Annotated in this window: 25 protein-coding genes; 16 read left to right on the top strand and 9 right to left on the bottom strand. The window is 68.6% G+C overall.

The genetic code is table 11. The annotated features are described in order from the left end of the window. Window positions 1-10: 10 nt before the first annotated feature. The 8 genes from AC1G9C_RS17360 (at window position 11) to gpmI (ending at window position 10297) form a co-directional block, all read left to right on the top strand. Complete coding sequence (locus tag AC1G9C_RS17360) at window positions 11-1156, top strand: ABC transporter ATP-binding protein (protein WP_457789813.1); 1146 nt, start codon at window positions 11-13, stop codon at window positions 1154-1156. Between the two features lie 121 nt (window positions 1157-1277). Continuing rightward, window positions 1278-2528, top strand: coding sequence for a maltoporin (locus AC1G9C_RS17355; RefSeq protein WP_397496472.1), 1251 nt, complete (start codon window positions 1278-1280; stop codon window positions 2526-2528). Beyond that, window positions 2522-3418: a D-hexose-6-phosphate mutarotase gene (locus AC1G9C_RS17350; RefSeq protein ID WP_480408308.1), complete on the top strand. Its 897-nt coding sequence runs from the start codon at window positions 2522-2524 to the stop codon at window positions 3416-3418. Before AC1G9C_RS17355 ends, AC1G9C_RS17350 begins: the two co-directional genes overlap by 7 nt. Before the next feature lie 797 nt (window positions 3419-4215). Then, on the top strand, window positions 4216-5664 hold the full coding sequence (gene pyk, locus AC1G9C_RS17345; RefSeq protein ID WP_418804117.1) for a pyruvate kinase: 1449 nt from the start codon (window positions 4216-4218) through the stop codon (window positions 5662-5664). A gap of 8 nt (window positions 5665-5672) precedes the next feature. Then, entirely contained in the window at window positions 5673-5840 is a 168-nt protein-coding gene (locus AC1G9C_RS17340; RefSeq protein WP_177432040.1) for a hypothetical protein, read from the top strand. Beyond that, window positions 5833-7131 carry a phosphopyruvate hydratase gene (eno, locus tag AC1G9C_RS17335; protein WP_125881638.1) on the top strand — a complete coding sequence of 433 codons (1299 nt, stop codon included), beginning with the start codon at window positions 5833-5835 and terminating at the stop codon, window positions 7129-7131. Before AC1G9C_RS17340 ends, eno begins: the two co-directional genes overlap by 8 nt. Window positions 7132-7135: 4 nt before the next feature. Continuing rightward, window positions 7136-8761, top strand: a complete 1626-nt coding sequence (locus tag AC1G9C_RS17330) for an NADP-dependent glyceraldehyde-3-phosphate dehydrogenase (RefSeq protein ID WP_480408307.1) — start codon at window positions 7136-7138, stop codon at window positions 8759-8761. A gap of 9 nt (window positions 8762-8770) precedes the next feature. Continuing rightward, entirely contained in the window at window positions 8771-10297 is a 1527-nt protein-coding gene (gpmI, locus tag AC1G9C_RS17325) for a 2,3-bisphosphoglycerate-independent phosphoglycerate mutase (protein ID WP_480408306.1), read from the top strand. Window positions 10298-10357: 60 nt separating this feature from the next. Here the strand turns inward: gpmI and AC1G9C_RS17320 are convergent, their stop codons facing one another. Next, window positions 10358-11218 carry a MurR/RpiR family transcriptional regulator gene (locus tag AC1G9C_RS17320; protein ID WP_397496632.1) on the bottom strand — a complete coding sequence of 287 codons (861 nt, stop codon included), beginning with the start codon at window positions 11216-11218 and terminating at the stop codon, window positions 10358-10360. Window positions 11219-11431: 213 nt separating this feature from the next. Between AC1G9C_RS17320 and zwf the strand changes: the two genes are divergently transcribed. From zwf to AC1G9C_RS17280, 8 genes are all read left to right on the top strand, one after another. Next, a complete protein-coding gene (gene zwf / locus AC1G9C_RS17315) occupies window positions 11432-12901 on the top strand; it encodes a glucose-6-phosphate dehydrogenase (protein WP_480408305.1) in 1470 nt (489 codons plus the stop codon). Continuing rightward, window positions 12888-13601 (top strand): 6-phosphogluconolactonase, encoded by a 714-nt coding sequence (gene pgl, locus AC1G9C_RS17310; RefSeq protein ID WP_480408304.1) that lies wholly within the window; start codon window positions 12888-12890, stop codon window positions 13599-13601. The genes zwf and pgl overlap by 14 nt, the downstream gene beginning before the upstream one ends. Before the next feature lies 1 nt (window position 13602). Further along, window positions 13603-14274 carry a bifunctional 4-hydroxy-2-oxoglutarate aldolase/2-dehydro-3-deoxy-phosphogluconate aldolase gene (locus tag AC1G9C_RS17305; RefSeq protein ID WP_397496481.1) on the top strand — a complete coding sequence of 224 codons (672 nt, stop codon included), beginning with the start codon at window positions 13603-13605 and terminating at the stop codon, window positions 14272-14274. 115 nt (window positions 14275-14389) lie between these two features. Next, window positions 14390-15253, top strand: a complete 864-nt coding sequence (locus AC1G9C_RS17300; protein ID WP_480408303.1) for an aldo/keto reductase — start codon at window positions 14390-14392, stop codon at window positions 15251-15253. Between the two features lie 89 nt (window positions 15254-15342). After that, window positions 15343-16419, top strand: coding sequence for an ArsO family NAD(P)H-dependent flavin-containing monooxygenase (locus AC1G9C_RS17295; RefSeq protein WP_480408302.1), 1077 nt, complete (start codon window positions 15343-15345; stop codon window positions 16417-16419). Window positions 16420-16485: 66 nt separating this feature from the next. Next, a complete protein-coding gene (locus AC1G9C_RS17290) occupies window positions 16486-17838 on the top strand; it encodes a permease (protein ID WP_480408301.1) in 1353 nt (450 codons plus the stop codon). An 8-nt stretch (window positions 17839-17846) separates the two neighbouring features. Then, window positions 17847-18077 carry a thioredoxin family protein gene (locus AC1G9C_RS17285; RefSeq protein ID WP_397496485.1) on the top strand — a complete coding sequence of 77 codons (231 nt, stop codon included), beginning with the start codon at window positions 17847-17849 and terminating at the stop codon, window positions 18075-18077. A gap of 18 nt (window positions 18078-18095) precedes the next feature. After that, complete coding sequence (locus tag AC1G9C_RS17280) at window positions 18096-19415, top strand: hypothetical protein (protein WP_397496486.1); 1320 nt, start codon at window positions 18096-18098, stop codon at window positions 19413-19415. Here AC1G9C_RS17280 and arsJ read toward each other — a convergent pair whose 3' ends face one another. The 8 genes from arsJ to AC1G9C_RS17240 all read right to left on the bottom strand — a co-directional run bounded on the left by arsJ (window position 19416) and on the right by AC1G9C_RS17240 (window position 25379). Next, window positions 19416-20633 (bottom strand): organoarsenical effux MFS transporter ArsJ, encoded by a 1218-nt coding sequence (arsJ, locus tag AC1G9C_RS17275; protein WP_480408300.1) that lies wholly within the window; start codon window positions 20631-20633, stop codon window positions 19416-19418. 148 nt (window positions 20634-20781) lie between these two features. Next, window positions 20782-21786 (bottom strand): ArsJ-associated glyceraldehyde-3-phosphate dehydrogenase, encoded by a 1005-nt coding sequence (locus AC1G9C_RS17270; protein WP_397496489.1) that lies wholly within the window; start codon window positions 21784-21786, stop codon window positions 20782-20784. A gap of 19 nt (window positions 21787-21805) precedes the next feature. Next, complete coding sequence (locus AC1G9C_RS17265; protein WP_457789838.1) at window positions 21806-22306, bottom strand: cyclin-dependent kinase inhibitor 3 family protein; 501 nt, start codon at window positions 22304-22306, stop codon at window positions 21806-21808. 15 nt (window positions 22307-22321) lie between these two features. Further along, on the bottom strand, window positions 22322-23038 hold the full coding sequence (gene arsH / locus AC1G9C_RS17260) for an arsenical resistance protein ArsH (RefSeq protein WP_457789840.1): 717 nt from the start codon (window positions 23036-23038) through the stop codon (window positions 22322-22324). Further along, a complete protein-coding gene (gene arsB / locus AC1G9C_RS17255; RefSeq protein ID WP_480408299.1) occupies window positions 23035-24105 on the bottom strand; it encodes an ACR3 family arsenite efflux transporter in 1071 nt (356 codons plus the stop codon). Before arsB ends, arsH begins: the two co-directional genes overlap by 4 nt. Beyond that, window positions 24102-24584, bottom strand: coding sequence for an arsenate reductase ArsC (locus AC1G9C_RS17250; RefSeq protein WP_397496493.1), 483 nt, complete (start codon window positions 24582-24584; stop codon window positions 24102-24104). Before AC1G9C_RS17250 ends, arsB begins: the two co-directional genes overlap by 4 nt. A gap of 17 nt (window positions 24585-24601) precedes the next feature. After that, the gene (locus tag AC1G9C_RS17245; RefSeq protein WP_397496494.1) at window positions 24602-24958 is read right to left on the bottom strand and encodes a metalloregulator ArsR/SmtB family transcription factor; all 357 of its coding nucleotides are present in this window, start codon (window positions 24956-24958) and stop codon (window positions 24602-24604) included. Between the two features lie 7 nt (window positions 24959-24965). Next, the gene (locus AC1G9C_RS17240) at window positions 24966-25379 is read right to left on the bottom strand and encodes an arsenate reductase ArsC (protein ID WP_397496495.1); all 414 of its coding nucleotides are present in this window, start codon (window positions 25377-25379) and stop codon (window positions 24966-24968) included. Between the last annotated feature and the right edge of the window lie 202 nt (window positions 25380-25581).

Here is a 25581-nt window from a genome sequence, read left to right as displayed (position 1 = left end):
GGTAATAACCATGGCTACCCTCGAACTGCGCAACGTCAACAAGTCCTACGGCAGCGGCCTGGCGGACACCCTGAAGAACATCGAACTGGCCATCGACTCCGGCGAGTTCCTGATCCTGGTCGGCCCCTCCGGCTGCGGCAAATCCACCCTGATGAACTGCATCGCCGGCCTGGAGAACATCAGCGGCGGGGCGATCCTGGTGGACGGCGCCGACATCAGCGGCATGAGCCCGAAGGATCGCGACATCGCCATGGTGTTCCAGTCCTACGCGCTGTACCCGACCATGACGGTGAAGGACAACATCGCCTTCGGCCTGAAGATTCGCAAGCTGCCGCCGGCCGAGATCGACGCCGAGGTGGCGCGCGTGGCCAAGCTGCTGCAGATCGAGCATCTGCTGGGCCGCAAGCCCGGCCAGCTCTCCGGCGGCCAGCAGCAGCGCGTGGCCATGGGCCGGGCGCTGGCGCGGCGGCCGAAGATCTACCTGTTCGACGAACCGCTGTCGAACCTCGACGCCAAGCTGCGGGTGGAGATGCGCACCGAGATCAAGCTGATGCACCAGCGCCTGAAGACCACCACGGTGTACGTCACCCACGACCAGATCGAAGCCATGACCCTGGGCGACAAGGTGGCGGTGATGAAGGACGGCATCATCCAGCAGTTCGGCACCCCGCAGGAGATCTACAACGACCCGGCCAACCAGTTCGTCGCCAGTTTCATCGGTTCGCCGCCGATGAACTTCATCCCGCTGCGCCTGCAGCTGCGCGACGGCCAGTGTTTCGCCGTGCTTGAATCCGGGCAGGCGCGCTGCGAGCTGGCCCTGGGCGCGGCGGCGGAGCTGGAAGGGCGCGAGCTGATCCTCGGCGTGCGCCCCGAGCAGATCCAGCTGGCCGGCGCCGGCTCGACGCTGCCGAGCCTGCGCGCCGAGGTCGAGGTGGTCGAGCCGACCGGCCCGGACACCCTGGTATTCGTCAGCCTCAACCAGACCAAGGTGTGTTGCCGCCTGGCGCCGGACGCCGCGCCGCAGGCCGGCGCCAGCCTCGATCTGCAGTTCGATCCGGCCCGCGTGCTGCTGTTCGACGCCGGCAGCGGCGAGCGCCTGCGTCCGGGAAAGCGTCAGGCCGCTGAGGGCAAGGTGGCGCAGTTGAAGAGAGGTTGAGCCACGCCGCGGTATCGGCGCGCCTTATCCCGTAGGGTGCGCACCCAGGCAATGGAAAAAGCCGACGCTGCGGCGGCTATTCCGCAGCATCCGTAAAAAATAAAAACAATCAGGAGCAACGATGAAGACCACACAGCAAGCTGCCTTCCACTCGCTCGGCCTGGGCGGCCCCGCGACACCCTTTCTACTGGCCTTGGCATTGGCCGCGCCACAGGTGCAGGCCCTGGAGTTCAGCGGCTATATGCGCAGCGGCGCCGGCGGCTCGGAGAACGGCGGCACCCAGTCCTGCTTCCAGCTGCCCGGCGCGCAGTCCAAGTACCGCCTCGGCAACGAGTGCGAGCAGTACATCGAGCTGGACCTGCGCCAGGACCTGCTGACCCTCGACGACGGCTCGGTGCTGAGCGTCGAGGGCATGGCCCAGCTGTACAACCAGTACGGCCACACCCCGGAGTTCACCGGCGAGCATGGCTTCGCGCGGATGAACCAGATGTACGCCGAATGGAGCAAGGTGCCGGCGCTGAACGGCGGTTCGCTGTGGGCCGGACGCCGCTTCTACAAGCGTAACGACATCCATATCAGCGACTTCTACTACTGGAACCAGAGCGCCACCGGCGCCGGCATCGAGGACTTCGAGTACGGCGGGCTGAAGTACAGCTACGCCTTCTCGCGCAAGGACAGCTATTTTCAGGAGCCCTACATCAACCGCCACGACTTCAACGTCGGCGGCTTCAAGGTCAACCCGGGCGGCGAACTGGAGTTCGGCGTCAGCTATATCGACAAGCCCGACAGCACCGGCGCCAACAGCGGCTGGGCGGTCACCGCGCAGCACAAGCAGAGCGATTTCCTCGGCGGCACCAACACCTTCGCCCTGCAGTACGGCCGCGGCCCCGGCACCGGCCTGGGCTATACCGGCGACGTCACCCTGGATCGCGACAACAAGAGCTGGCGCCTGGTGGAGTTCTTCGACTGGCAGTCCACGCCGCGTCTCGGCGGCCAGGTGCAGTTCGTCTACCAGAAGGACACCCGGCCCGACGGCGACGACCAGGACTGGCTGTCGGTGGGCGGGCGCACCAGCTACGCCTTCACCGAGCAGTTCAAGCTGGTCGGTGAGCTGGGCCACGATCAGGTCGATGCCACAGATGGCACGCGCAAGCTGACCAAGTTCACCATCGCCCCCACCTGGTCGCCGGCCGGCCCCGGTTTCTGGGCGCGCCCGGAGTTTCGCCTGTACTACACCTACGCCAGCTGGAACCGCGCGGCGCAGCAGGCGGCCAGCCAGTTGGCGGCCGGCTCGGCGCTGTCCGACAGCGGCGCCTTCGACAATGCGCGCCACGGCTACAACTTCGGCGTGCAGGTGGAGCACTGGTGGTAAGCGCCTCGCGCCCCTTCGGCGCCGCCAGCGGCGGCGCCGAGCTGCACCCGCTGGCCGGGCTCTTTGCCGAGCCCGGTCTGGCGCGCCAGCGCTGGACGGTGCGCCAGGGGCGCGAGCTGCTGCTGCTCGAACACCGCCTGTTCCAGGCGGCGTTCAGCCGCCAGGGCGCGCAGTTGCTGCACTTTCAGCCGCGCGGCCAGCGGCCCTGGCTGTGGTGCGCCGGGCACTGGCCGCAGGGCGCGGCGATTCGCGGCGGGGTGCCGATCTGCTGGCCCTGGTTTGGTCGCCATCCCAGCGAGAGCGGCTGGCCGTCCCATGGCTGGGCGCGGTTGAGCGAGGACTGGCAGCTGCTGGCCTGCGACTGGGGCGAGCAGAGCGTGCAGCTGGCCTGGCAGCTCGAGCTGTGCGACTGGACGCTGCGCCTCGAGGCCGAGCTGGGCGAGACCCTGGCGCTGCGCCTGGTGACCCGTCATCAGGACAGCGAGCCGTGCCGGCTCAGCCACGCGCTGCATGCCTACTGGCGGATCAGCGACGTATCGCGGGTGGCGCTGCTAGGCCTCGACGGCGCCAGCGGCCATGACCTGCTGGCGCGTGCCGACTGCCGCCAGGACGGCGAGCTGCGCATCGAGGACGGTTGCCACCGCATCTTCCACCACACCGGCGTGCTGCAACTGCAGGACCTGCCCTGGCAGCGGCGCCTGGCCATCGACACTCGCGGCGGCGCCAACAGCGTGGTCTGGCACCCCGGCAGCCGGCCGCTGACCGAGGTCGGCTGGAACGAGAGCCTGGGTTTTCTCTGCGTCGAGGCCGCCAGCTGCGGGCCCGATAGTTTATGCCTGCGGCCAGGGGAGGAGGGCGAGTTGAGCCTGCGCGCGGGGTTGGCCCGTTAACCACCGTGGGACCGGGTATCGGCGGTGCGCGCGGCGCACCCTAGGCTGCGCCGACCAAATGCGCACCAGACATCCGTTTACCGGCGGAGCGCCGAAACCCTAGGGTGCGCTGCGCGCACCAACCCACCAGCGTGCCCTGAATCGGCTCCTCATTCGCCGGACAACGGCTGGCGGTCAGGCTCTCCTTGATCTTGCGCAGGCAGAGTGCCGCCCAGCGCAGCGCCACCCGGCCGGTCCCACCGATAGCGGCAGATTATGCGTGGCGCGACACAGGTTCGCAGAAAGGCGTCTCGCGACGGAACCGCAACAGGCGCTCGCGCCGCTCCCCCTCTTCCTGAAAGATCGGATCGATAGCGCTCCTGGCCGATGGAGCCTGCGGTCCGCCGCTCGTGGGCTTCCCGCACCCGCGCAGTCTCGGCCATGACGGGGTCGCCGCCATTTCACGCTGTGCCGGTGCCGGCCCGCAAGCGCCTCGAGCTCGTGTGCGGTCATTGCCGGCGCGGTGACCCGCCGGGGGCGACCTTGGAGCATGTCCGAATAAATGTTGTTTTATTACTACATAATCCCTTGATCGCTCGAATTTTTAGGAGTATCAATAGCTGATATTTTTACTAAAACAACTTTTCTTCTTTGCGCACGGCAATTTCCGGGTTTCGATCCGGCGTGCGAGGTCGAGAGGTGTTCGCCATGCAGGGACTGTCGGGCGGTTGTGCCGGCTGTCGCGCGGGCGGGGCGTGGGTAGGCCGATGGCGGTCCCTGTCCTGTGCGGAAAACAGGTCTTTACGAGGGTTTGAACTGTGCAACGAAGAACAAAAATAGTGGCCACCCTGGGCCCGGCCACCGAGAGCCCCGAGGCGATCGAGGGGCTGGTGCTGGCCGGTGTCGACGTGGTGCGCCTGAACTTCTCCCACGGTAGCGCCGCCGAGCACATCGCCCGGGCCGCCTTGGTGCGCGAGATGGCGCGCAAGCACGGGCGCTTCGTCGCCGTGCTGGGCGATCTGCAAGGGCCGAAGATCCGTATCGCCCGCTTTGCCGCTGGCAAGGTGCGGTTGTCCAAGGGCCAGGTCTTCGCCCTCGATGCAGCACTGGACAAGCAGTCCGGCGACGAGCAGGCGGTGGGGATCGACTACGAGGCGCTGATCGGCGACAGCCGCCCCGGCGACATCCTGCTGCTGGACGACGGCCGCATCGAGCTGGAGGTCAAGCGCGTCGAGGCCAGCCGGCTGCTCTGCGAGGTGCTGGTCGGCGGGCCGCTGTCGAACAACAAGGGCATCAACCGCAAGGGCGGCGGTCTGTCGGCGGCGGCACTGACCGACAAGGACCGCGAGGACATCCTCACCGCCGCCGAGATGCAGGTCGACTACCTGGCGGTGTCCTTCCCGCGAGACGCCGCCGATATCCAGCTGGCGCGCCGGCTGCTGCGCGAGGCGGGCGGCGAGGCCGGGCTGATCGCCAAGATCGAACGCGCCGAGACGGTCGCCGAGCTGCAGGTGCTGGATGCGATCATCGAAGCCTCCGACGGGGTGATGGTGGCGCGCGGCGACCTCGGCGTGGAGATCGGCGATGCCGAGCTGGTAGCGGTGCAGAAGCTGATCATCGAGCGCGCCCGCAGCCTCAATCGGGTGGTGATCACTGCGACGCAGATGATGGAGTCGATGATCAGCCAGCCGCTGCCGACCCGTGCCGAGGTGTTCGACGTCGCCAACGCCGTGCTCGACGGCACCGATGCGGTAATGCTCTCGGCCGAGACCGCGGCCGGTGCCTATCCGATCGAGACGGTCGAGGCCATGCGCCGGGTCATAGTCGGGGCGGAGCGGCACCCGCTGGCGCATCGCTCGCGCCATCGCATGGATGAGGTCTTCCACAAGATCGACGAGTCGATCGCCATGGCGGCCATGTACGCGGCCAACCACCTGCACGGGGTCAAGGCGATCATCTGCATGACCGAGAGCGGCGACACGCCGCGGCTGATGTCGCGGATCCGCTCGCACCTGCCGATCTACGCCTTCTCGCGCAATCCGCGCACCCAGAACCGGGTCGCCTTGTTCCGCGGGGTGCAGACCATCCCGTTCGACAGCGAGCGCCTGCCGCTGGCCGAGATCAACGCCCGCGCGGTCGACGAGCTGCTGCGCCGCGGCGTGGTGGCCGACGGCGATCATGTGCTGATTTCGCGCGGCGACCATGTCAATGCCCAGGGTGGCACCAACTGCCTGCGGGTGATCCGCGTCGGCGACGACGTTTGCTAGGAGTTCCCATGAATACGCCCCTTCAGTCCGGTGGCCCTGTGCCCGCCGGCGAATTCGAGTGGCCGCGCGACTTCGATTTTCGCGAAGCCTATGCCGAGCAGCGCGAGCTGCTCGCCGCTGCGCCCGTCGAGCCAACCCCTGCAACCCTTTCCCCGGAGAGCGAAGGCAATGACTGACACCCGCATCCAGCAAGTGACCGCTCGCGAGATCCTCGACTCGCGCGGCAACCCGACCGTCGAAGCCGTGGTGACCCTGGCCGGCGGCGCGGTCGGCATCGCCAGTGTGCCGTCCGGTGCCTCCACTGGCAGTCGCGAGGCGCTGGAGCTGCGCGACGGCGGCGCGCGCTACCTGGGCAAGGGCGTGCAGCGCGCGGTGGCCAACGTCGACGGCGCGATCCGCGAGCGCGTGCTCGGCCTGGATGCGCTGAACCAGCGCGAGCTGGACGCGGCGATGATCGCCCTGGACGGCAGCGAGAGCAAAAGCGCGCTGGGCGCCAATGCCATCCTCGCGGTGTCGCTGGCCGCTGCCAAGGCCGCTGCCGCGGCGCTCGGCATGTCGCTGTACGAGCACCTGGCGGCGCTGTACGGCCAGCCGGGGCGGTTCAGCCTGCCGGTGCCGATGATGAACATCATCAATGGCGGCGAGCATGCCGACAACAACGTCGACATCCAGGAGTTCATGATCCAGCCGATCGGCGCCGGCTCCTTCGCCGAGGCGCTGCGCATGGGGGCGGAGGTCTTCCATACGCTCAAGCAGGTGCTCGGCGAGCGCGGCCTGAGCACCGCGGTGGGCGACGAAGGCGGCTTCGCGCCCTCGCTGGCGTCCAACGAGGAGGCGCTGGTGGTGATCGCCGAGGCGGTGCGCCGCGCCGGCTATGAACTGGGCAAGGACATCAGTCTGGCGCTGGACTGCGCCGCCTCGGAGTTCTACCGCGACGGTCGCTACGTGCTGGCCGGCGAGGGCAAGAGCTTCGACTCCGCCGGCTTCGCCGACTACCTGGCCGGGCTGTGCCAGCGCTACCCGATCGCCTCGATCGAGGACGGCATGGACGAGAGCGATTGGGATGGCTGGGCCTACCTGACCGAGAAGCTGGGCAAACGCGTGCAACTGGTCGGCGACGACCTGTTCGTCACCAACAGCCGGATTCTCAAGGAGGGCATCGATCGCGGCATCGGCAACTCGATCCTGATCAAGTTCAACCAGATCGGCAGTCTCAGCGAGACCCTCGATGCCATCCGCATGGCCCAGGATGCCGGGTACACCGCGGTGATCTCGCACCGCTCCGGCGAGACCGAGGACACCACCATCGCCGACCTGGCGGTGGCCACCTGCGCCGGGCAGATCAAGACCGGTTCGCTGTGTCGTACCGACCGGGTCGGCAAATACAACCAGCTGCTGCGCATCGAGCAGGCGCTGCAAGGCCGTGCCGCCTATTGCGGCGCTTCGATCTTCCCCCAGAGGAGCTGACGCCATGAGCGCTGTCAACCGTCTCGATCGCCTGTTTCCGGCCCTGGCCGAGATTCCCGAGCAATACCGCCCCGGCGCGCCCATCGAGCAGCGCGACTACCTGGTCGATGGCCAGCTGCGCACCTGGGAGGGGTCGCTGGCACCGGTGCGCAGCCCGGTGTTCCTGGCCACCGCACAGGGCGACGAGCAGGTGATCCTCGGCAGCACGCCGCGGCTCGACGCCGAGGCGGCGCTGGCCGCCCTGGACGCCGCGGTGCGTGCCTACGCCAACGGTCAGGGTGCCTGGCCCAACCTGCGCGTGGCCGAGCGCATCCAGCACGTCGAGGCGTTCCTGGCGCGCATGCGCGAGCAGCGCGAGGCGGTGGTCAAGCTGCTGATGTGGGAAATCGGCAAGAACCTCAAGGACTCGCAGAAGGAGTTCGACCGCACCTGCGACTACATCGTCGACACCATCGAGGCGCTCAAGGCGCTGGACCGTCGCTCCAGCCGCTTCGAGCTGGAGCAGGACACGCTCGGCCAGATCCGCCGGGTGCCGCTGGGCGTGACCCTGTGCATGGGGCCCTACAACTACCCGCTGAACGAGACCTTCACCACCCTGATCCCGGCACTGATCATGGGCAACACCGTGGTGTTCAAGCCGGCCAAGTTCGGCGTGCTGCTGATCCGCCCGCTGCTTGAGGCGTTCCGCGACAGCTTCCCGGCCGGGGTGATCAACGTCATCTACGGCAGCGGCCGCGAGACCGTCAGCGCGCTGATGGCCAGCGGCAAGGTCGACGTGTTCGCCTTCATCGGTACGCACAAGGGCGCCAGCGACCTGAAGAAGCTGCACCCGCGCCCGCACCGCCTGCGCGCGGCGCTGGGCCTGGATGCGAAGAATCCGGGCATCGTGCTGCCCGAGGTCGACCTGGATAACGCCGTGAGCGAGGCGCTGACCGGGGCGCTGTCGTTCAATGGGCAGCGCTGCACGGCGTTGAAGATCCTCTTCGTGCATGAGGATGTGGTCGACAGCTTTCTCGACAAGTTCAGCGCCGGGCTGGCCGCGCTCAAGCCGGGCATGCCCTGGGAACCCGGGGTCGCCCTGACGCCGCTGCCCGAGCCGGGCAAATGCGAGTACCTGCAGACCCTGCTGGCCGATGCCGTGGCCAAGGGTGCGCGGGTGGTCAATGCCGACGGCGGCGAGTCGCGCCAGTCGTTCTTCTACCCGGCCGTGCTCTACCCGGTGAGTCCGGCCATGCGCATCTATCAGGAGGAGCAGTTCGGCCCGCTGGTGCCGGTGGTGCCCTACCGCGACCTGCAGACGGTGATCGACTACGTGCTCGACTCCGACTACGGCCAGCAGCTGAGCATCTTCGGCAGCGACTCGGCCCAGGTCGGCCGGCTGGTCGATGCCTTCGCCAACCAGGTCGGCCGGATCAATATCAACGCCCAGTGCCAGCGCGGCCCGGACAGCTTCCCGTTCAACGGTCGCAAGAACTCGGCCGAAGGCACCCTGTCGGTGCACGACGCGCTGCGCGTGTTCTCCATCCGTACCCTGGTGGCGACCAAGTTCCAGGACGGCAACAAGGCGCTGGTCAGCGAGATCATCCGCAACCGCGAATCGAGCTTCCTGACCACCGATTACATCTTCTGAGAGGCGCCGATGACCACTCGAACCCTGATCATTCTCGACGGCATCGGCCTGCGCCGGGAGGTCGAGGGCAATGCCCTGGCCGCGGCGCGTACGCCGACCCTGGACGCACTGTTCGCTCACTATCCGCACGGCCGCATCGCCACCTCGGGCCTGGCGGTCGGTCTGCCCGAGGGGCAGATGGGCAATTCCGAGGTCGGCCATATGAACCTCGGCGCCGGGCGCGTGGTGTACCAGAGCCTCACGCGGATCAACCGGGCCATCGCCGATGGCGAGTTCGCCGCCAATCCGGCGCTGGTCGAGCTGCTCGACGGCGCGCGGCGCCGCGGTGGTGCGGTGCACCTGCTCGGCCTGCTGTCGCCGGGCGGGGTGCACAGCCACGCCGAGCAGATCATCGCCGCTTGCCGGGTGCTGGCCGAGCGCGGCATCGAGCGCTTCTACGTGCATGCCTTCCTCGATGGCCGCGACACCCCGCCGCAGAGCGCCGGGCCCTTCATCGCGCAGCTGCAGGCCGAGCTGGATGCGCTGGGCAAGGGGCGCATCGCCTCGTTGATCGGTCGTTACTACGCGATGGATCGCGACAATCGCTGGGAGCGGATCGCGGCGGCCCACCGGCTGATCGTCGAGGGGCGCGGCGAGTTCCGTGCGGCCACGGCCGAGGCCGGGCTGCAGCAGGCCTATGGCCGCGGTGAGTCGGACGAGTTCGTCCAGGCTACCGGCATCGGCGAGGCGGTCGCGCTGGCGGAGGAGGATGCGCTGATCTTCATGAATTTCCGGCCCGACCGGGCGCGGCAGCTGTGCCAGGCGCTGGTCGATCCGGCCTTCGACGGCTTCGCCCGCGCGCGCCTGGTCGACAAGCGCCGGCTGCTGACCCTGACCCGCTATTCGCAGCAGCTGGACGGGCCCTGCGCCTTCCCGCCGCAAAGCCTGCGTAACAGTCTGGGCGAATACCTGGCCGGGCTCGGCAAGACCCAGCTGCGCATCGCCGAGACGGAGAAATACGCCCACGTCACCTTCTTCTTCAACGGCGGGCGCGAGCAGCCATTCGCCGGTGAGGAGCGCATCCTGATCCCGTCGCCGGACGTCGCCTCCTACGACCTGCGGCCGCAGATGAGCGCGCCCGAGTTGACCGCGCGCCTGGTCGAGGCGATCCGGGATCGGCGCTTCGATCTGATCGTATGCAACTACGCCAACGGCGACATGGTCGGCCATACCGGTAGCTTCGATGCGGCGGTGCGCGCCGTGGAGGCGCTGGACGCCTGCCTGGGCGAGGTGGTCGAGGCGACCCTGGCAGCCGGTGGCGAGTGCCTGATCACCGCCGATCACGGCAACGTCGAGCAGATGTGCGACGCCGAGTCGGGTCAGGCGCATACCGCGCATACCCTCAATCCGGTGCCGCTGATCCTGGTCAGCGGACGGGCCGGGCAGTTCGCCCTCGGGGATGGCCGGCTGTGCGACATCGCGCCGACCCTGCTGGAGCTGATGGACCTGCCGGTGCCGACGGAGATGGGTGGGCAGTCGTTGCTGATGAGCGGTTAAGAGCCTGTCGGCCGGTGGCGGGAGGGGCGTCATGCGCACCGCCCCGCCGCCGCTGGATCGCTAGAGCGGTTCCTCGCCCGCCGGATAACGGCTGGCCGTGAGGCTCTCCTTGATCTTGCGCAGGTGCGGCTGGAAGTCCACGCCGCGGCGCAGGGTAACGCCGGTGGCGAGCACGTCGAGTACGGTGAGCTGAATGATGCGCGAGGTCATCGGCATGTAGATGTCGGTGTCCTCCGGCAGCGGGATGTCCAGGCTCAGGGTGCTGATCTGCGCCAGCGGCGAGCCGGCGGCGGTCAGGCCGAGCACCGACGCGCCGTTCTCCCGCGCCAGGCGCGCCACCTCCACCAGCTCGCGGGTGCGCCCGGTGTAGGAGATGATCACGAACAGGTCGCCGGTGTGCGCCACCGAGGCGATCATGCGTTGCATCAGCACGTCGGAGTGCGCCGACACCGCCAGATTGAAGCGGAAGAACTTGTGCTGCGCGTCCAGCGCCACCGAGGCCGAGGCGCCGAGGCCGAAGAAGTGGATCTGCCGTGCCTGGATCAGCAGGTCGACGGCGCGGCTGATCAACTGCGGGTCGAGCGACTGGCAGGCGCTGTCCAGCGAGGTGATGGCGCTACCGAAGATCTTGCGGGTATAGGCCTCGGGGCCATCGTCGGCCGATACCGCCTGGCTGACGTAGGCGGCGCCGCTGGCCAGGCTCTGCGCCAGCTGCATCTTCAGCTCGGGGTAGCCGTTGACGCCGAACGAGCGGCAGAAGCGATTGACCGTCGGCTCGCTGACCTGGGCGGCCTGGGCCAGGGCGGCGATGCTCAGGCGGGTGGCCTGCTGCGGGTCGTGCAGGATCACCTCGGCCACCTTGCGTTCGGCCTTGTTCAGGTCGTCGAGGCGGCTCTGGATCTGTTCCAGCAGGTTGCGCACGCGGTCCATAGGGGCTCCTAACAGGCTTGGCGCCGTCGCGGCAGGCGCTGGCGACGGGCGGAAAAATGGCTGGCCTATCCTACTGATGAGGCCCGGTGGCCACCACTGCTTATCCGCATAATGGAAAAATGTTGTTGTTATTACAACATTTGTTCTTGCTTTAACCGCTGCTACCCGGTATTTCTAGTGCATCTTGATAGAAGAACAAACATCATGGCCGCGATAAAACTCGAATCCTGCACCTTTGCCCTGTTCGGCGCCCTCGGCGACCTGGCTCTGCGCAAGCTGTTCCCTGCGCTGTACCAGCTCGATCGCGCCGGATTGCTCCATGACGACAGCCGCATCCTCGCCCTGGCCCGCGAAGCCGGCGAGCCGCAGCGCCACCTGGCCGCCATCGAACAGGCCCTGCGCCTGCACGTGCCGGCCAAGGAGCTGGAGGAGGGCGTGCTGGCGCGCTTCCAGGCGCGCCTGCACTACCTGACCATGGATTTCCTCCAGGCCGAGGACTACCTGGCGCTGGCCGAGCTGGCCGGCAGCCAGGACCAGCTGATCGCCTACTTCGCCACCCCGGCCTCGGTATACGGCGGCATCTGCGCCAACCTGGCGGCGGTGGGCCTGGCCGAACACAGCCGGGTGGTGCTGGAGAAACCCATCGGTCACGACCTGGCCTCCTCGCGCGCGGTCAACGACGCGGTGGCCAAGGTATTCCCGGAGAACCGCGTCTATCGCATCGACCACTACCTGGGCAAGGAGACGGTGCAGAACCTGATCGCCCTGCGTTTCGCCAACAGCCTGTTCGAAACCCAGTGGAACCAGAACCACATCTCCCACGTCGAAATTACCGTGGCCGAGAAGGTCGGCATCGAGGGCCGCTGGGGCTACTTCGACCAGGCCGGCCAGCTGCGCGACATGATCCAGAACCACCTGCTGCAGCTGCTCTGTCTGATCGCCATGGACCCGCCCAGCGACCTCTCGGCCGACAGCATCCGCGACGAGAAGGTCAAGGTGCTCAAGGCCCTGGAGCCGATCAGCGCCGAACATCTCGGCCAGCGTGTGGTGCGCGGCCAGTACGTGGCCGGCAGCAGCGACGGTCGGCCGGTGCCGGGCTACCTGGAGGAGGAGAATTCCAACACCCAGAGCGACACCGAGACCTTCGTCGCCCTGCGTGCCGACATCCGCAACTGGCGTTGGGCCGGCGTGCCCTTCTACCTGCGCACCGGCAAGCGCATGCCACAGAAGCTGTCGCAGATCGTCATTCACTTCAAGGCGCCGCCGCACTACATCTTCGCCCCGGAGCAGCGCCAGCTGATCGGCAACAAGCTGATCATCCGCCTGCAGCCGGACGAGGGCATCGCCCTGCAGGTGCTGACCAAGGACCAGGGGCTGGACAAGGGCATGCAGCTGCGCAGCGGCCCGCTGCAGCTGAGCTTCTCCGACACCTACCGCAGCGCGCGTATCCCCGATGCCTACGAACGTCTGCTGTTGGAGGTGATGCGCGGCAGCCAAAACCTGTTCGTGCGCAAGGACGAAATCGAATACGCCTGGCAGTGGTGCGACCAGCTGATCGCCGGCTGGAAGCAACTCGGCGAGGCGCCGAAACCCTATACCGCCGGCAGCTGGGGCCCGATGGCCTCGGTTGCGCTGATCACTCGCGACGGGAGGAGCTGGTATGGCGATCTCTAATCTCGAACTGCCCACGGGCATCATCGCCCGCAGCCACGCCAGCGCCGAGAGCCTGGCCGACGCACTGGCCCTGCGCGTGGCCGAGGCGCTGCGCCAGGCTATCGACAGCCGCGGCAGCGCCACCCTGGTGGTGTCCGGCGGACGCAGCCCGGTGGCCTTCTTCGAAGCCCTGGCGCAGCAGCCGCTGGACTGGCGCCAGGTGCTGGTGAGTCTGGCCGACGAGCGCTGGGTGCCGGTCAACCACGCCAGCAGCAACGAGGCGCTGGTGCGCCGTCACCTGCTGCGCGGGGCCGCCGCCGAGGCGCAGTTCCTCGGCCTGTACCGGGTCGCCGGCAGCCTGGAGCAGGCCGCCGAGCTGGCCGACGCGGCCTTCGCCGAACTGCCGCCGATCGACGTGCTGGTGCTCGGCCTGGGCGACGACGGCCACACCGCCTCGCTGTTCCCCGATAGCCCCAATCTCGACCTGGCGCTGCGCGCCGACTGCCCGCGCCGGGTGCTGCCGATGCAGGCGCCGAGCCAGCCGGCGCAGCGCCTGACCCTGACGTTGCCGCTGCTGGCCGGCGCGCGCCTGCCGCTGCTGGCGATCCAGGGCCAGGCCAAGCTGGCCACCCTGGCCGAGGCGCTGGCGCCGGGCGAAGTGGCCCGCCTGCCGATCCGCGCCTTCCTGCATTCCCCTCTCGAAATCTATTGGTGCCCCTGACATGAGCAGCCCCAACGAACGCCAGCGTGCGCGCATGGCCGACCACATCGCCGAGATCGACCGCATCTGCGCCCAGGCGCGGATCATGCCGGTGATCACCATCGCCCGCGAGGCGGACATCCTGCCGCTGGCCGACGCCCTGGCCGCCGGCGGCCTGCGCGTGCTGGAGGTGACCCTGCGTTCCGAGCATGGCCTGGAGGCGATCCGTCGTCTGCGCGCCGAGCGCCCCGAGCTGTGCGTCGGCGCCGGCACCGTGCTCGACGAGCAGATGCTGGCCGCCGCCGTCGATGCGGGGGCGCAGTTCATCGTCACCCCGGGCAGCACCCGCGAGCTGCTGCTGGCCGCCCTGGACAGCCCGGTGCCGTTGCTGCCGGGGGTGAGCAGCGCCTCCGAGCTGATGGTCGGCTACGCCCTCGGCTATCGCCGCTTCAAGCTGTTCCCGGCCGAGGTCTGCGGCGGCGTCGCCGCGCTCAAGGCGCTGGCCGGCCCGTTCGGCGGCGTGCGTTTCTGCCCCACCGGCGGTATCACGCCGGACAACCTGCAGCGCTATATGGCCCAGCCCAACGTGATGTGCGTCGGCGGCACCTGGATGTTCCAGCGCGAGTGGGTGGAGCAGGGCGACTGGGCGCGTATCCAGCAGTGCAGCGCCGAGGCGTTGCAGTTGTTGGGCTGAAATCTCTGATCGGCCTAGTGGTGCGCGCAGCGCACCCTACGATTCGTCACCATTGCGTAGGGTGTCGCGGGGCCGCCCAGGTCGTGCGCACCACCGATTACCTGGAATCCCTCGTATGACCGCATTTCCGCTCCGGCAACCGCTGCTGCTGGGCATGATGCGCCTGCTCGAATGCGCCGAGCTGGACACGCCGCAGGCGCTGCTCGGCTTTATCGAGCGCTGCGTTGAGCGCGGCCTCAACGGCTTCGACCACGCCGATATCTACGGCCTGGGCGAATGCGAGGCGCGCTTCGGTGCGGCGCTGCGCCTGCGTCCGCAGTTGCGCGCGCACCTGCAATTGATCGGCAAGGCCGACATCGTGCCGGCGGCGCAGGACGTTTCGCGCTGGCGGGTCAAGCACTACGACACCAGCGCCCGCTACCTGACCCACGCGGTGGAGGCCTCGCTGCAGCGCCTGGGCGTCGAGCAGCTGCACGGCTTTTTGCTGCATCGCCCCGATCCGCTGCTGCAGGTCGAGGAGGTGGCCCGGGCGCTGCAGGCGCTGGTCGCGGCCGGCAAGGTCGGCTGGATCGGCCTGTCCAACGCCGAGCCGCTGCACTGGCAGGTACTGGGGCGCGAGTTGCCGCTGCGCTGCAACCAGATCGAGCTGTCGCTGGCCGCCCAGCAGGCGGCCTGGGATGGCCGCCTGCAGGCGTTGCAGACCGATGGGTTGCAGGTGCTGGCCTGGTCGCCGCTGGCCGGCGGCCGCTTCGCCCCGGCGCTGCAGCAGGCGCTGGAGGCGGTTGCCGCGGCGCTGCAGGCGACGCCGATGCAAGTCGCCCTGGCCTGGCTGCGCCGCCTGCCGGGGCGGCCGCTGCCGATCTTGGGCAGCCTGCGCGAGGCGCGCATCGAGGAGGCCCTGGCCGGCGCCGAGCTGCAACTGGACGCGCCGACCTGGTTCCATCTGGCCGAGGCGGCGCGCGGCGTCAGGGCGCCCTGACGCCAGACATATCCGCAGTTGCCGCAGATCATGCCCCGGCCGCCGCGAGTCGCCTATGCTGTCGGCTCCTTCAGTTCGGGAAGCCAGGCATGTCCTCCATCCCCACAGTCGATGTGCTGATCGTCGGTGGCGGCCAGGCCGCCCTGTCGGTCGCCTATTTCCTGCGGCGCACGCCGCTGTCGTTCCTGATCCTCGACGCCGAGCAGGGGCCTGGCGGCGCCTGGCGCCACGGCTGGGACTCGCTGCGGCTGTTCTCGCCGGCCACCTGGAGCTCCATCGCCGGCTGGATGATGCCGCCGGTGGCCGATACCTACCCCGGCCGCGACCACGTGCTGAACTACCTGGCCGAGTACGAGCGGCGCTACCGGCTGCCGGTGCAACGCCCGGTGTGGGTCGAGGCGCTCGCGCGCGACGGCGACCGGTTGCTGGCACGCGCCGCCGATGGCCGGCAGTGGCGGGTGCGGGCGGTGGTCAGTGCCACCGGCACCTGGCGTGCCCCCTATGTGCCCGAATACCCCGGCGCCGAGCTGTTCGCCGGGCGCCAGCTGCATTCGGCGGATTATGTCGAGCCACAGGCCTTCGCCGGCCAGCGGGTGCTGGTGGTGGGCGGCGGCAACTCCGGGGCGCAGATCCTCGCCGAGCTGTCGAAGGTGGCCGAGACTACCTGGGTGACGCCTAACGAGCCGCTGTTCTTGCCCGACGAGGTCGACGGCCGGGTGCTGTTCGAGCGTGCCACCGAGCGCTGGAAGGCGCAGCAGCAGGGGCGGGTGGTCGAGCAGCCGGTAGGCGGCCTGGGCGACGTGGTGATGGTGCCGCCGGTGCGCGAGGCGCGCGAGCGCGGCGTGCTGCACGCGGTGCGGCCCTTCGTGCGGTTCACCGAGCACGGCGTGGTCTGGGCCGACGGCAGCGAGTCGGCGGTGGATGCGGTGATCTGGTGCACCGGTTTTCGCCCGGCGCTCGGCCACCTCGCCCCGCTCGGCGTGCTCAACCAGGAGGGCAAGGTGGATGTCGTCGGTACCCGTGCGCGGCAGGAGCCGGCGCTGTGGCTGGTGGGCTATGGCGAATGGACCGGCGCGGCCTCGGCGACGCTGATCGGCGTCGCCCGTACCGCGCGCAGCACGGTAGAGGAGATCCTCGCCTGCCTGGCGCCCGAAGCGGAGCGTTGATCCCGGTCATCCGGACCTGGCTCGTAGCGGACTAAGCTGAAAACACTCCGTCCGCGAGGCTGCGCCATGACGCCCAACCCTCCCGCACCATCCGGCCTGGGCCAGCACCTGCTGGCCTTCTGGCGCGCGCAGCCCGGCGAGGCACGCCTGCTGCTGGGCATGTGCGGGCTGTTTCTGCTGATCTTCTTCCTGCCGGTGGGCCAGCCGCGTTTCGACAATGCGGTGCTCGAGGGGCTGAGCCTGGTGCGCTGGTACGCCCGCGAGCACGTGATCCTGTGCCTGCTGCCGGCCTTCGTCATCGCTGGTGCCATGGCGGTCTATATCAGCCAGGGCGCGGTGATGAAGCATCTCGGGCCGCAGGCACCCAAGCCGCTAGCCTTCACCGTCGCCTCGGTGGCCGGCACCCTGCTGGCGGTCTGTTCCTGCACCGTGCTGCCGCTGTTCGGCGGCATCTACCGCCGCGGCGCCGGCCTGGGCGCGGCCATCGCCTTTCTCTATGCCGGGCCGGCGATCAACGTCATGGCCATAGTGGTCACCGCCAAGGTGCTGGGGGCCGAGCTGGGCATCGCCCGGGCGCTGGGGGCGATCGGCTTCGCCCTGATGATCGGCGCGGCGATGCAGCTGCTCTACCGCCGCGAGGAGGCGGCCCGGGCGACCGTGGGTGCGCGGGGCTTCGCCGAGGCGGATGACGGCCATCCGCTGCGCGACGTGGTGGCCCTGTTCGGCCTGATGCTGGGCATCCTGGTGTTCGCCAACTGGGCGCCTGCCGACAGTGGCCCATGGATGCTGATCCATGCCTGGAAATGGCCGGTCACCGCGCTGCTGGCGGCGCTGCTGGGCTGGCTGCTGGTGGTGCGCTGGCATTGGTCGCCACGCCCGCTATTGCTGATTGCGGCGCTGATCGCGCTGGTGGCGGTGGCCGCGCCCGCGTGGCCGGAACTGGCCATGGTCATCGGCATCGCCGGGCTGATGCTGCAGGCCAGCCGCGAGAATGACGCGGGCCGCGAGTGGGTCGGGCAGAGCTGGGACTTCACCAAGCAGATCATGCCGCTGCTGCTCGGCGGCGTACTGATCGCCGGCCTGCTGCTCGGCCGCCCCGGCCATGAAGGCCTGATCCCCGCAAGCTGGGTGGTGGCGGCGGTGGGCGACAACAGCCTGGCCTCGACCCTGCTGGCGGCGCTGCTGGGCGCCTTCATGTACTTCTCCACCCTGACCGAGGTGCCGATAGTCGAAGGCCTGCTCGGGGCGGGGATGGGCAAGGGCCCGGCGCTGGCCATTCTGCTCGCGGGGCCGGCGCTGTCGCTGCCCAACATGCTGGTGATCCGCACCGTGCTGGGGACCGAGAAGACTCTGGTGTACTGCGCGCTGGTGGTGGTGATGGCCACCCTCAGCGGCTATCTCTATGGCCAACTGATGTGAGGCAGGCGATGAAACTGACGATCTATGGTTCCGGCTGCGCCAAGTGCCAGCAACTGACCGCCAACGCCGAGGCGGCCGCGCGCCGGCTGGGCCTCGCGTTCGAGGTGGAGAAGGTCACCGAGCTGAACGCCATCATCGACGCCGGGGTCATGCGTACCCCGGCGCTGGCGGTGGACGACGAGATCCTGGTCGAGGGCAAGGTGCCGAGCAGCGACGAGATCCAGACGCTGCTCGGCTGAGCGGGCGGGAGCCGAGCAATGCACGAGAGTCTATCCGAGGCGCCGCTGGCGCAGCTGGCTTCGCTGGCCGGGCTGAGCGTCGAGACGCTGAACAGCCGCTGCTTCTGCATCAGTCTCGATGACGAGGCGCTGCGCACCGCGCTGGAAAGCAATCTGGGCCGGCCGGAGCTGTACCGCCTGCTGCGCGAGCGCTGCCCCTACCTGTTCGCCGCCCAGCCGGTGTTCGTCGCCCCGGCTCAGCTGCAGCGCATGGCCGCGGTGATCGCCGCCATCGAGGCGGTGGTGGCGCTGCCGGCCTACCGCGAGCGGGTGCTGGCGCGGGCGCCGGCCATCGCCCGGCACGATCCCGGCGCGCGGGGCGTGTTCTTCGGCTACGACTTCCATGTCACCGAGACCGGCTTCGGTCTGATCGAGATCAACAGCAACGCCGGCGGCGCCATGCTCAACGCGTTGCTGGCGCGTGCGCAGCGCGCCTGCTGCCCGGCCCTGGAACGCCTGCTGCCGCCGGCGCGCCAGGCAGAGGCGCTGGAGCAGGCGATCATCGCCATGTTCCGCGAGGAATGGACCCTGGCCGGGCAGTCGCGCCCGCTGCGCAGCATCGCGATAGTCGACCAGGCGCCCGAGCAGCAGTACCTCTATCCGGAGTTCCTGCTGTTCCAGCAACTGTTTCAACGCCATGGTCTGCAGGCGGTGATCAGTGACCCGGGCGACCTGCAGCTGCGCGACGGCCGGCTGTGGCACGGCGAGCTGGCCATCGACCTGGTCTACAACCGGCTGACCGACTTCGCCCTGCAGGCGCCGGAGCTTGGCACCTTGCGCCAGGCCTACCTGGACGGCGCGGTGCTGCTCACCCCGCATCCGCGCGCCCATGCGCTGTACGCCGACAAGCACAACCTGGCACTGCTCGGCGACGCCCGCGAGCTGCAACGGCTCGGCGTGCCACCGGCCACCTGCGCCCTGCTGCAGGCGGCGATCCCGGCCACCGAGGCGGTGGGCCCGGGCAACGCCGAGCGCCTGTGGCGCCAGCGCAAGCAGCTGTTCTTCAAGCCCTGCGCGGGCTATGGCAGCCGCGCTGCCTACCGCGGAGACAAGCTGACCCAGCGGGTCTGGCAGGAGATCCTGGCCGGCGACTACGTGGCCCAGGCCCTGGTGCTGCCGGGGCAGCGCGCACTGTCGGAGGCGGCGCCGGCGCTCAAGTACGACCTGCGCGCCTACGTCTACCAGGGCCAGGTGCAGTGGCTGGCGGCGCGCCTGTACCAGGGCCAGACCACCAACTTCCGCACCCCCGGCGGCGGCTTCGCGCCGGTCTACCCGGGGGCCGCCGAGGGCTGCAGCTGATCAGACCGGTCGGTGTCGCGGCAGCCCCAGCGAGATCAGCGCTGCGGCCAGCACGAAGGCGCTCGACACCCACAGGCAGGCCGCCAGGCCCCAGCTCTGGAACACCCAGCCGGAGAGCAGGGTGCCGAGCAATCGGCCGAGGGCGTTGGACATGTAGTAGAAGCCGACGTCCAGCGACACGCCGTCTTCCTGGGCGTAGCTGACGATCAGGTAGCTGTGCAGCGAGGAGTTGACCGCGAACAGCACGCCGAACGCCAGCAGGCCGCCGATCAGCACCGCCTGCGCCGGTAGCGCGCTGCCCAGGCCGAGGGCGATGGCCGCCGGCAGGCCGGCCAGCAGCGCGGCCCAGACGAAAGCGGCGCGGCCGTCCGGCACCTGGCCGCTGCGCTTGCCGGTGATCGCCGGGGCCAGGCTCTGGACGATGCCATAGCCGATGATCCAGACGGCGAGGAAGCCGCCGACCCACCAGAAGTCCCAGCCGAACACAGTGGCCAGGTACACCGGCAGGGCCACCACGAACCACACGTCGCGCGCGCCGAACAGAAACAGGCGGGCGGCCGAGAGGATATTGATCGCCCGGCTCTTGGACAGCAGGTCGCGGAACTTGGGTTTGGCCTTGGCCTTGCCCAGGTCCTTCTTCAGCAGCGCCAGGCTGGCCAGCCAGATGGCGCCGAGCGCCAGGGCCATGGCCAGCACCGCGCCGGCGAAGCCGAGCAGGCTGAGCAGGGCGCCGCCGAGAAAGAAGCCGACGCCCTTGAGCGCGTTCTTCGAGCCGGTCAGGCGCGCGACCCAGGCGTACAGGGTGGCCTGCCGGTCGCCGGGCACCAAGAGCTTGATCGAGCTCTTGGCGCTCATCTTGTTGAGATCCTTGGCGATGCCCGACAGCGCCTGCGCGCCCATCACCCAGGGTACCGTGAGCATGGCCGCCGGCACCGTGAGCATCAGCAGGGCCAGCACCTGCAGCGCCAGGCCCAGGTTCATGGTGCGGTTCAGGCCGATGCGCGCACCCAGCCAGCCGCCTACCAGGTTGGTGACCACGCCGAAGATCTCGTAGAACAGAAACAGCGCGGCGATCTGCAGCGGCGTGTAGCCCAGGCTGTGGAAATGCAGCACCACCAGCATGCGCAGCGCGCCGTCGGTGAGGGTGAAGGCCCAGTAGTTGCCGGTGACCAGCAGGTACTGGCGGACTTCGGGGGTGAGCCGGGCGAGGGCGTGCATAAGATTATCCAGTAGGGTGTCGCGGGGCCGCCTAGGCTGTGCGCACCGTTGAGGAACATGACCTGTGGGAGCGGCTGGGCGGCATTTCGCTTTAGCCGCGACTTGTGGCGCTCCGGTCGCGGCTAAAGCCCCTCCCACAAGAGCAGAGTCAGCTGGCCAGACCGACCAGGCGCGCCAGCTCCACCGCGCGGTTGGCGTAGCCCCATTCGTTGTCGTACCAGGCGTAGATCTTCACCTGGGTGCCGGCCACCACCAGGGTCGACAACGCATCGACGATGGAGGAGCGCGGATCGGTGCGGTAGTCGATGGACACCAGCGGGCGTTCCTCGTAACCCAGGATGCCCTTGAGCGGCCCTTCGGCGGCGGCCTTGAGCAGGGCGTTGACCTCCTCGGCGGTGGTGGCACGCTCGACCTCGAACACGCAGTCGGTCAGCGAGGCGTTGGCCAGCGGCACGCGCACCGCGTGGCCGTTGAGCTTGCCGCGCAGCTCGGGGAAGATCTCGGCGATCGCCGTGGCCGAGCCGGTGGTGGTCGGGATCAGGCTCATGCCGGAGGCGCGCGCCCGGCGCAGGTCCTTGTGCGGTTGGTCGAGGATGCTCTGGGTATTGGTCAGGTCGTGGATGGTGGTGATCGAGCCGTGACGGATGCCCAGTGCCTCGTGGATCACCTTGACCACTGGCGCCAGGCAGTTGGTGGTGCAGGAGGCGGCGGTGACGATGCGGTGCCGGGCCGGGTCGAACAGCTGCTGGTTGACCCCCATCACCACGTTGAGCGCACCGGCCTGCTTGACCGGCGCGCAGACCACCACGCGCTTCACGCCCTGGTCCAGATAAGCCTGCAGCACCTCGACCGTCTTCATCTTGCCGCTGGCCTCGAGCACCAGGTCGCAGCCGCTCCAGTCGGTGTCGGCGATGGCCTTGTTGGCCGTCACCTGGATGCGCCGGCCGCCCACCACCACGCAGTCGCCGTCGCTGCCCGCCTCGTGCTGCCAGCGGCCGTGCACCGAGTCGAAATTCAGCAGGTGGGCGTGGGTGGCGGCGTCGCCGGCCGGGTCGTTGATCCGTACGAACTCGAGTTCCGGCCAGTCCCAGGCGGCGCGCAGGGCCAGGCGGCCGATGCGGCCGAATCCGTTGATACCGACTTTGATGCTCATGTGCTGGTCTCCGCTGGGGTCAGTGAGTGGCGTCGAACTGGTTGATCCAGTCGACGTGCGCCGGGTGTTGGATGGCCTTGGGGCGCAGCGCCTGGACCAGGGCGATGGCCTCGCTGCGCGCTACGCCGGCCTCGATCAGCAGGCGCGCGGCGATCAGCCCGGTGCGTCCGGATCCACCCTTGCAGTGCAGGGCCAGGCGCTGCCCGGCGCGCAGGCGTGCCAGGATGGCGGCGCTGGACTGCTGCCAGGCCGCGGCGAAGTCGTCCAGCGGCACCTGTTCGTCGGCCACCGGCAGGTGGAACCAGGCCAGGCCCAGGGCCTGGCAGCGCGCGTCGATGGCTTCGACCGCATTGGCGGCCAGTTCGCTGTGCGGCATCAGGCTGATCACCGCGCTGGCGCCGGCCTGCTGCAGGGTGGCCAGGGCCTCGTCGAGCGAGCTGCCCTTGGTGCCGGGGCAGGGGGTGAAGATCAGCTGGCCGGCGCAGCCGGGAATGCTCAGCAGGTCGTAGGGATGGCTCATGCAGGCTTCCTTTATTCAGATGGCGCGCTGGTTGACCCGCGCGGACAGTTGTTCGGCGGATTCCTTGCGCTCGGAGTAGCGGTCGACCAGGTAGTCGGTGCGCTCGCGCAGCAGCAGGGTGAACTTGACCAGTTCCTCCATCACGTCCACCAGGCGGTCGTAGTAGGACGAGGCTTTCATCCGCCCCTGCCCGTCGAATTCGAGGAAGGCCTTGGGCACCGAGGACTGGTTGGGGATGGTGAACATGCGCATCCAGCGCCCGAGCACGCGCAGCTGGTTGACCACGTTGAACGACTGCGAGCCGCCGCACACCTGCATCACCGCCAGGGTCTTGCCCTGGGTCGGGCGCACCGCGCCCATGGCCAGCGGCACCCAGTCGATCTGCGCCTTGAACACCGCGGTCATCGCCCCGTGACGCTCCGGCGAGCACCACACCTGGCCTTCGGACCACTGCATCAGCTCGCGCAGCTCCTGCACCTTGGGGTGGCTGTCCGGCGCGTCGTCCGGCAGCGGCAGGCCGGCGGGGTGGAAGATACGGGTCTCGGCGCCGAAGCGCTGGAGCAGGCGCGCGGCTTCCTCGGTCAGCAGGCGGCTGAACGAGCGCTCGCGGTTGGAGCCGTACAGCAGCAGGATGCGCGGCTTGTGGGCAAACTGCCGGGCGATGTCGAGGCGCTCGGCGCTGGGCGGTTGGGCCAAGTCGGCAGCGAGTTGGGGGATGTGATCGTCGTTCATTTGCTCTGCTCCTGGGCCAGTGCGGCCTCGTCGCTATCGAACCAGCGGCGTTTGAGCCACAGCGCCACGCCGACCAGGGCGATCAGCACCGGTACTTCCACCAGCGGGCCGATCACCGTGGCGAAGGCCACCGGCGAGGCCAGGCCGAAGGTGGCGATGGCCACGGCGATGGCCAGTTCGAAGTTGTTGCTGGCGGCGGTAAAGGCCAGCGAGGTGGTGCGCGGATAGTCGGCGTCGAGCAGCCTGCCCATGGCGAAGCTGATGGCGAACATCACCACGAAGTAAATGGTCAGCGGGATGGCGATGCGCAGCACGTCCAGCGGCAACTGCAGCACCATGTCGCCCTTGAGACTGAACATCGCCACTATGGTCAGCAGCAGCGCCACCAGGGTCAGCGGGCCGATGCGCGGGATAAAGCGTTCGCTGTACCACTGCTCGCCGCGGCGCGCGATCAGCAGCTTGCGGGTGAGGAAGCCGGCGAGGAAGGGGATGCCCAGATAGATCAGCACCGACTCGGCGATGGTCAGGAAACTCACGTCGATCACGTTGCCTTGCAGCCCCAGCAGCGGCGGCAGCACGCCGAGGAACAGCCAGGCGTAGAGGCTGAAGAAGGCGATCTGGAACAGGCTGTTGAAGGCCACCAGGCCGGCGACGTACTGGTTGTCGCCGCCGGCGATCTGGTTCCACACCAGCACCATGGCGATGCAGCGCGCCAGGCCGATAAGGATCAGCCCGGTCATGTACTCGGGCTGATCGCGCAGGAAGATCACCGCCAGGGCGAACATCAGCAGCGGGCCGATCAGCCAGTTCTGCACCAGCGACAGCGCGAGGATGCGCTTGTCGCGGAACACCTGCGGCAGCTCCTCGTATTTCACCTTGGCCAGCGGCGGGTACATCATCAGGATCAGGCCGATGGCGATGGGGATATTGGTGCTGCCGAGCGACAGGCTGTCGAGCCAGGCCGGCAGGCCTTCGAACCGGCTGCCCAGGCCCACGCCCAGGCCCATGGCGAGGAAGATCCACAGAGTCAGATTACGGTCGAGAAACGACAGACGGCTGTTGCTCATGGTCGGGCTCCCAGGGTGCCGATGCGGGCCAGTTCGGCCTGCAGCTGCGCGCGGCTCAGGTGTTGCAGCGGCAGGGCGAGAAAGGCCTCTACACGGGTACGGATGATCGTCAGGGCGCTATCGAAGGCTGCTTCGATCTCCCTGGTGCAGCCTGTCAGCTCGGACGGGTCGCACAGGCCCCAGTGCGCCTTCGCCGCCGGGCCGAAGAACACCGGGCAGGACTCGCCGGCGGCCTTGTCGCATACCGTGATGACCAGGTCCGGGGCGAGCTCGGCGTGGGCTTCGCAGGCCTTGCTGTGCAGGCCTTCGCAGGCGATGCCGGCGCGGCGCAGGGCGGCCAGGCTCAGCGGATGCACCTCGCCCCGGGGCTGGCTGCCGGCGCTGTAGGCGCGCAGGCCGGCCGGGGCCAGGTGGTTGAACAGCGCCTCGCTCAAGATGCTGCGGCAGCTGTTGGCGGTGCAGAGAAACAGCAATTTCATCCGGGCTTCCTTGATCTTCAGCAGCACACGGCGATGCGTTGCGGGCGCTCGCCCATGGCGGCCAGGCGTTTGCTGTCCGGGCTCAGCCAGTGGCTGTTGGCCGCCAGCGTGGCGTCGAGCACGGCGATCACCCAGTCCGGCAGGTGCGGGTGCAGGCGGTAGTAGACCCACTGGCCCTGGCGGCGGTCGGCCAGCAGGCCGCAGCTGCGCAGTTGCGCCAGGTGGCGCGAAACCTTGGGCTGGCTCTCGCCGAGGGCGCAGGTCAGCTCGCACACGCACAGCTCCTGTTCGCGGGCGACCAGCAGCATCAGGCGTACACGGGTGTCGTCGGCCAGGCATTTGAAGACGCTGGTGGGGGTGAGCAGTTCGGCCATGGCTACCTCAGCGCTTGGTCTTGACCAGCACGAACATCTTGATCCGTTCGTGGATCTCGTGCAGGCAGTGGCGGAAGGCCTCGGGCTGGGTGCTGGTCACCGGGTCCTCGAAGTGCCAGGCCAGCCGCTGGCCCTCGAAGGGGATGTGCTGGCATTCCTGGCTGGCCTTGTCGCACAGGCTGATGACGTACTCGAAATCGTTCCAGTGGAAGGCGTCCAGGCCCTTGCTGTGCAGCCCGTCGGTGTTCACGCCGAGGTGCTGCAGGGCGGCCAGGGCGCGCGAGTCGACCTCGCCCGGCTGGCTGCCGGCACTGTGCGCCTCGAAGTTGTCCGAATCGGTGTGGCGCAGCAGGGCCTCGGCCATCTGCGAGCGGGCGGCGTTGGCGGTACAGACGAACAGCACGCGGGTCTTGTAGGCCATCTCTGACATCTCGCTTAGATATGGTTTGGCGAATATATGGATTTTCGTATGAGTGGTAAAGACGTCGCTGCCTTGTGCACTTGCCCGGGATTACCCAGATTTTGCTCTGCCTGGCGGCAGTGCGTGCTTGATTGCCACACCGTTATATTCGCTTAATCGCATATTTGTGGCCGTTCACGAATCCGTCCTACCGGCGGCGCTC

Source organism: Pseudomonas sp. ABa2 (assembly GCF_056676075.1).
The sequence above is the reverse complement of the archived record's forward strand: the minus strand, read 5'-3'. Positions and strand labels throughout refer to the sequence as shown.

Excerpts from the sequence above, each read along its gene's own strand:
- AC1G9C_RS17265 (WP_457789838.1), bottom strand. The coding sequence starts at position 22,306 with ATGAGCCATCCCTACGACCTGCTGAGCATTCCCGGCTGCGCCGGCCAG.
- gpmI (WP_480408306.1), top strand. The coding sequence starts at position 8,771 with ATGACCACTCGAACCCTGATCATTCTCGACGGCATCGGCCTGCGCCGG.
- AC1G9C_RS17355 (WP_397496472.1), top strand. The coding sequence starts at position 1,278 with ATGAAGACCACACAGCAAGCTGCCTTCCACTCGCTCGGCCTGGGCGGC.
- pgl (WP_480408304.1), top strand. The coding sequence starts at position 12,888 with ATGGCGATCTCTAATCTCGAACTGCCCACGGGCATCATCGCCCGCAGC.
- AC1G9C_RS17330 (WP_480408307.1), top strand. The coding sequence starts at position 7,136 with ATGAGCGCTGTCAACCGTCTCGATCGCCTGTTTCCGGCCCTGGCCGAG.
- eno (WP_125881638.1), top strand. The coding sequence starts at position 5,833 with ATGACTGACACCCGCATCCAGCAAGTGACCGCTCGCGAGATCCTCGAC.
- AC1G9C_RS17245 (WP_397496494.1), bottom strand. The coding sequence starts at position 24,958 with ATGGCCGAACTGCTCACCCCCACCAGCGTCTTCAAATGCCTGGCCGAC.
- zwf (WP_480408305.1), top strand. The coding sequence starts at position 11,432 with ATGGCCGCGATAAAACTCGAATCCTGCACCTTTGCCCTGTTCGGCGCC.
- AC1G9C_RS17360 (WP_457789813.1), top strand. The coding sequence starts at position 11 with ATGGCTACCCTCGAACTGCGCAACGTCAACAAGTCCTACGGCAGCGGC.
- AC1G9C_RS17340 (WP_177432040.1), top strand. The coding sequence starts at position 5,673 with ATGAATACGCCCCTTCAGTCCGGTGGCCCTGTGCCCGCCGGCGAATTC.
- AC1G9C_RS17295 (WP_480408302.1), top strand. The coding sequence starts at position 15,343 with ATGTCCTCCATCCCCACAGTCGATGTGCTGATCGTCGGTGGCGGCCAG.
- AC1G9C_RS17300 (WP_480408303.1), top strand. The coding sequence starts at position 14,390 with ATGACCGCATTTCCGCTCCGGCAACCGCTGCTGCTGGGCATGATGCGC.
- AC1G9C_RS17290 (WP_480408301.1), top strand. The coding sequence starts at position 16,486 with ATGACGCCCAACCCTCCCGCACCATCCGGCCTGGGCCAGCACCTGCTG.
- AC1G9C_RS17285 (WP_397496485.1), top strand. The coding sequence starts at position 17,847 with ATGAAACTGACGATCTATGGTTCCGGCTGCGCCAAGTGCCAGCAACTG.
- AC1G9C_RS17250 (WP_397496493.1), bottom strand. The coding sequence starts at position 24,584 with ATGAAATTGCTGTTTCTCTGCACCGCCAACAGCTGCCGCAGCATCTTG.
- arsH (WP_457789840.1), bottom strand. The coding sequence starts at position 23,038 with ATGAACGACGATCACATCCCCCAACTCGCTGCCGACTTGGCCCAACCG.
- AC1G9C_RS17305 (WP_397496481.1), top strand. The coding sequence starts at position 13,603 with ATGAGCAGCCCCAACGAACGCCAGCGTGCGCGCATGGCCGACCACATC.
- AC1G9C_RS17280 (WP_397496486.1), top strand. The coding sequence starts at position 18,096 with ATGCACGAGAGTCTATCCGAGGCGCCGCTGGCGCAGCTGGCTTCGCTG.
- AC1G9C_RS17270 (WP_397496489.1), bottom strand. The coding sequence starts at position 21,786 with ATGAGCATCAAAGTCGGTATCAACGGATTCGGCCGCATCGGCCGCCTG.
- arsJ (WP_480408300.1), bottom strand. The coding sequence starts at position 20,633 with ATGCACGCCCTCGCCCGGCTCACCCCCGAAGTCCGCCAGTACCTGCTG.
- arsB (WP_480408299.1), bottom strand. The coding sequence starts at position 24,105 with ATGAGCAACAGCCGTCTGTCGTTTCTCGACCGTAATCTGACTCTGTGG.
- AC1G9C_RS17240 (WP_397496495.1), bottom strand. The coding sequence starts at position 25,379 with ATGGCCTACAAGACCCGCGTGCTGTTCGTCTGTACCGCCAACGCCGCC.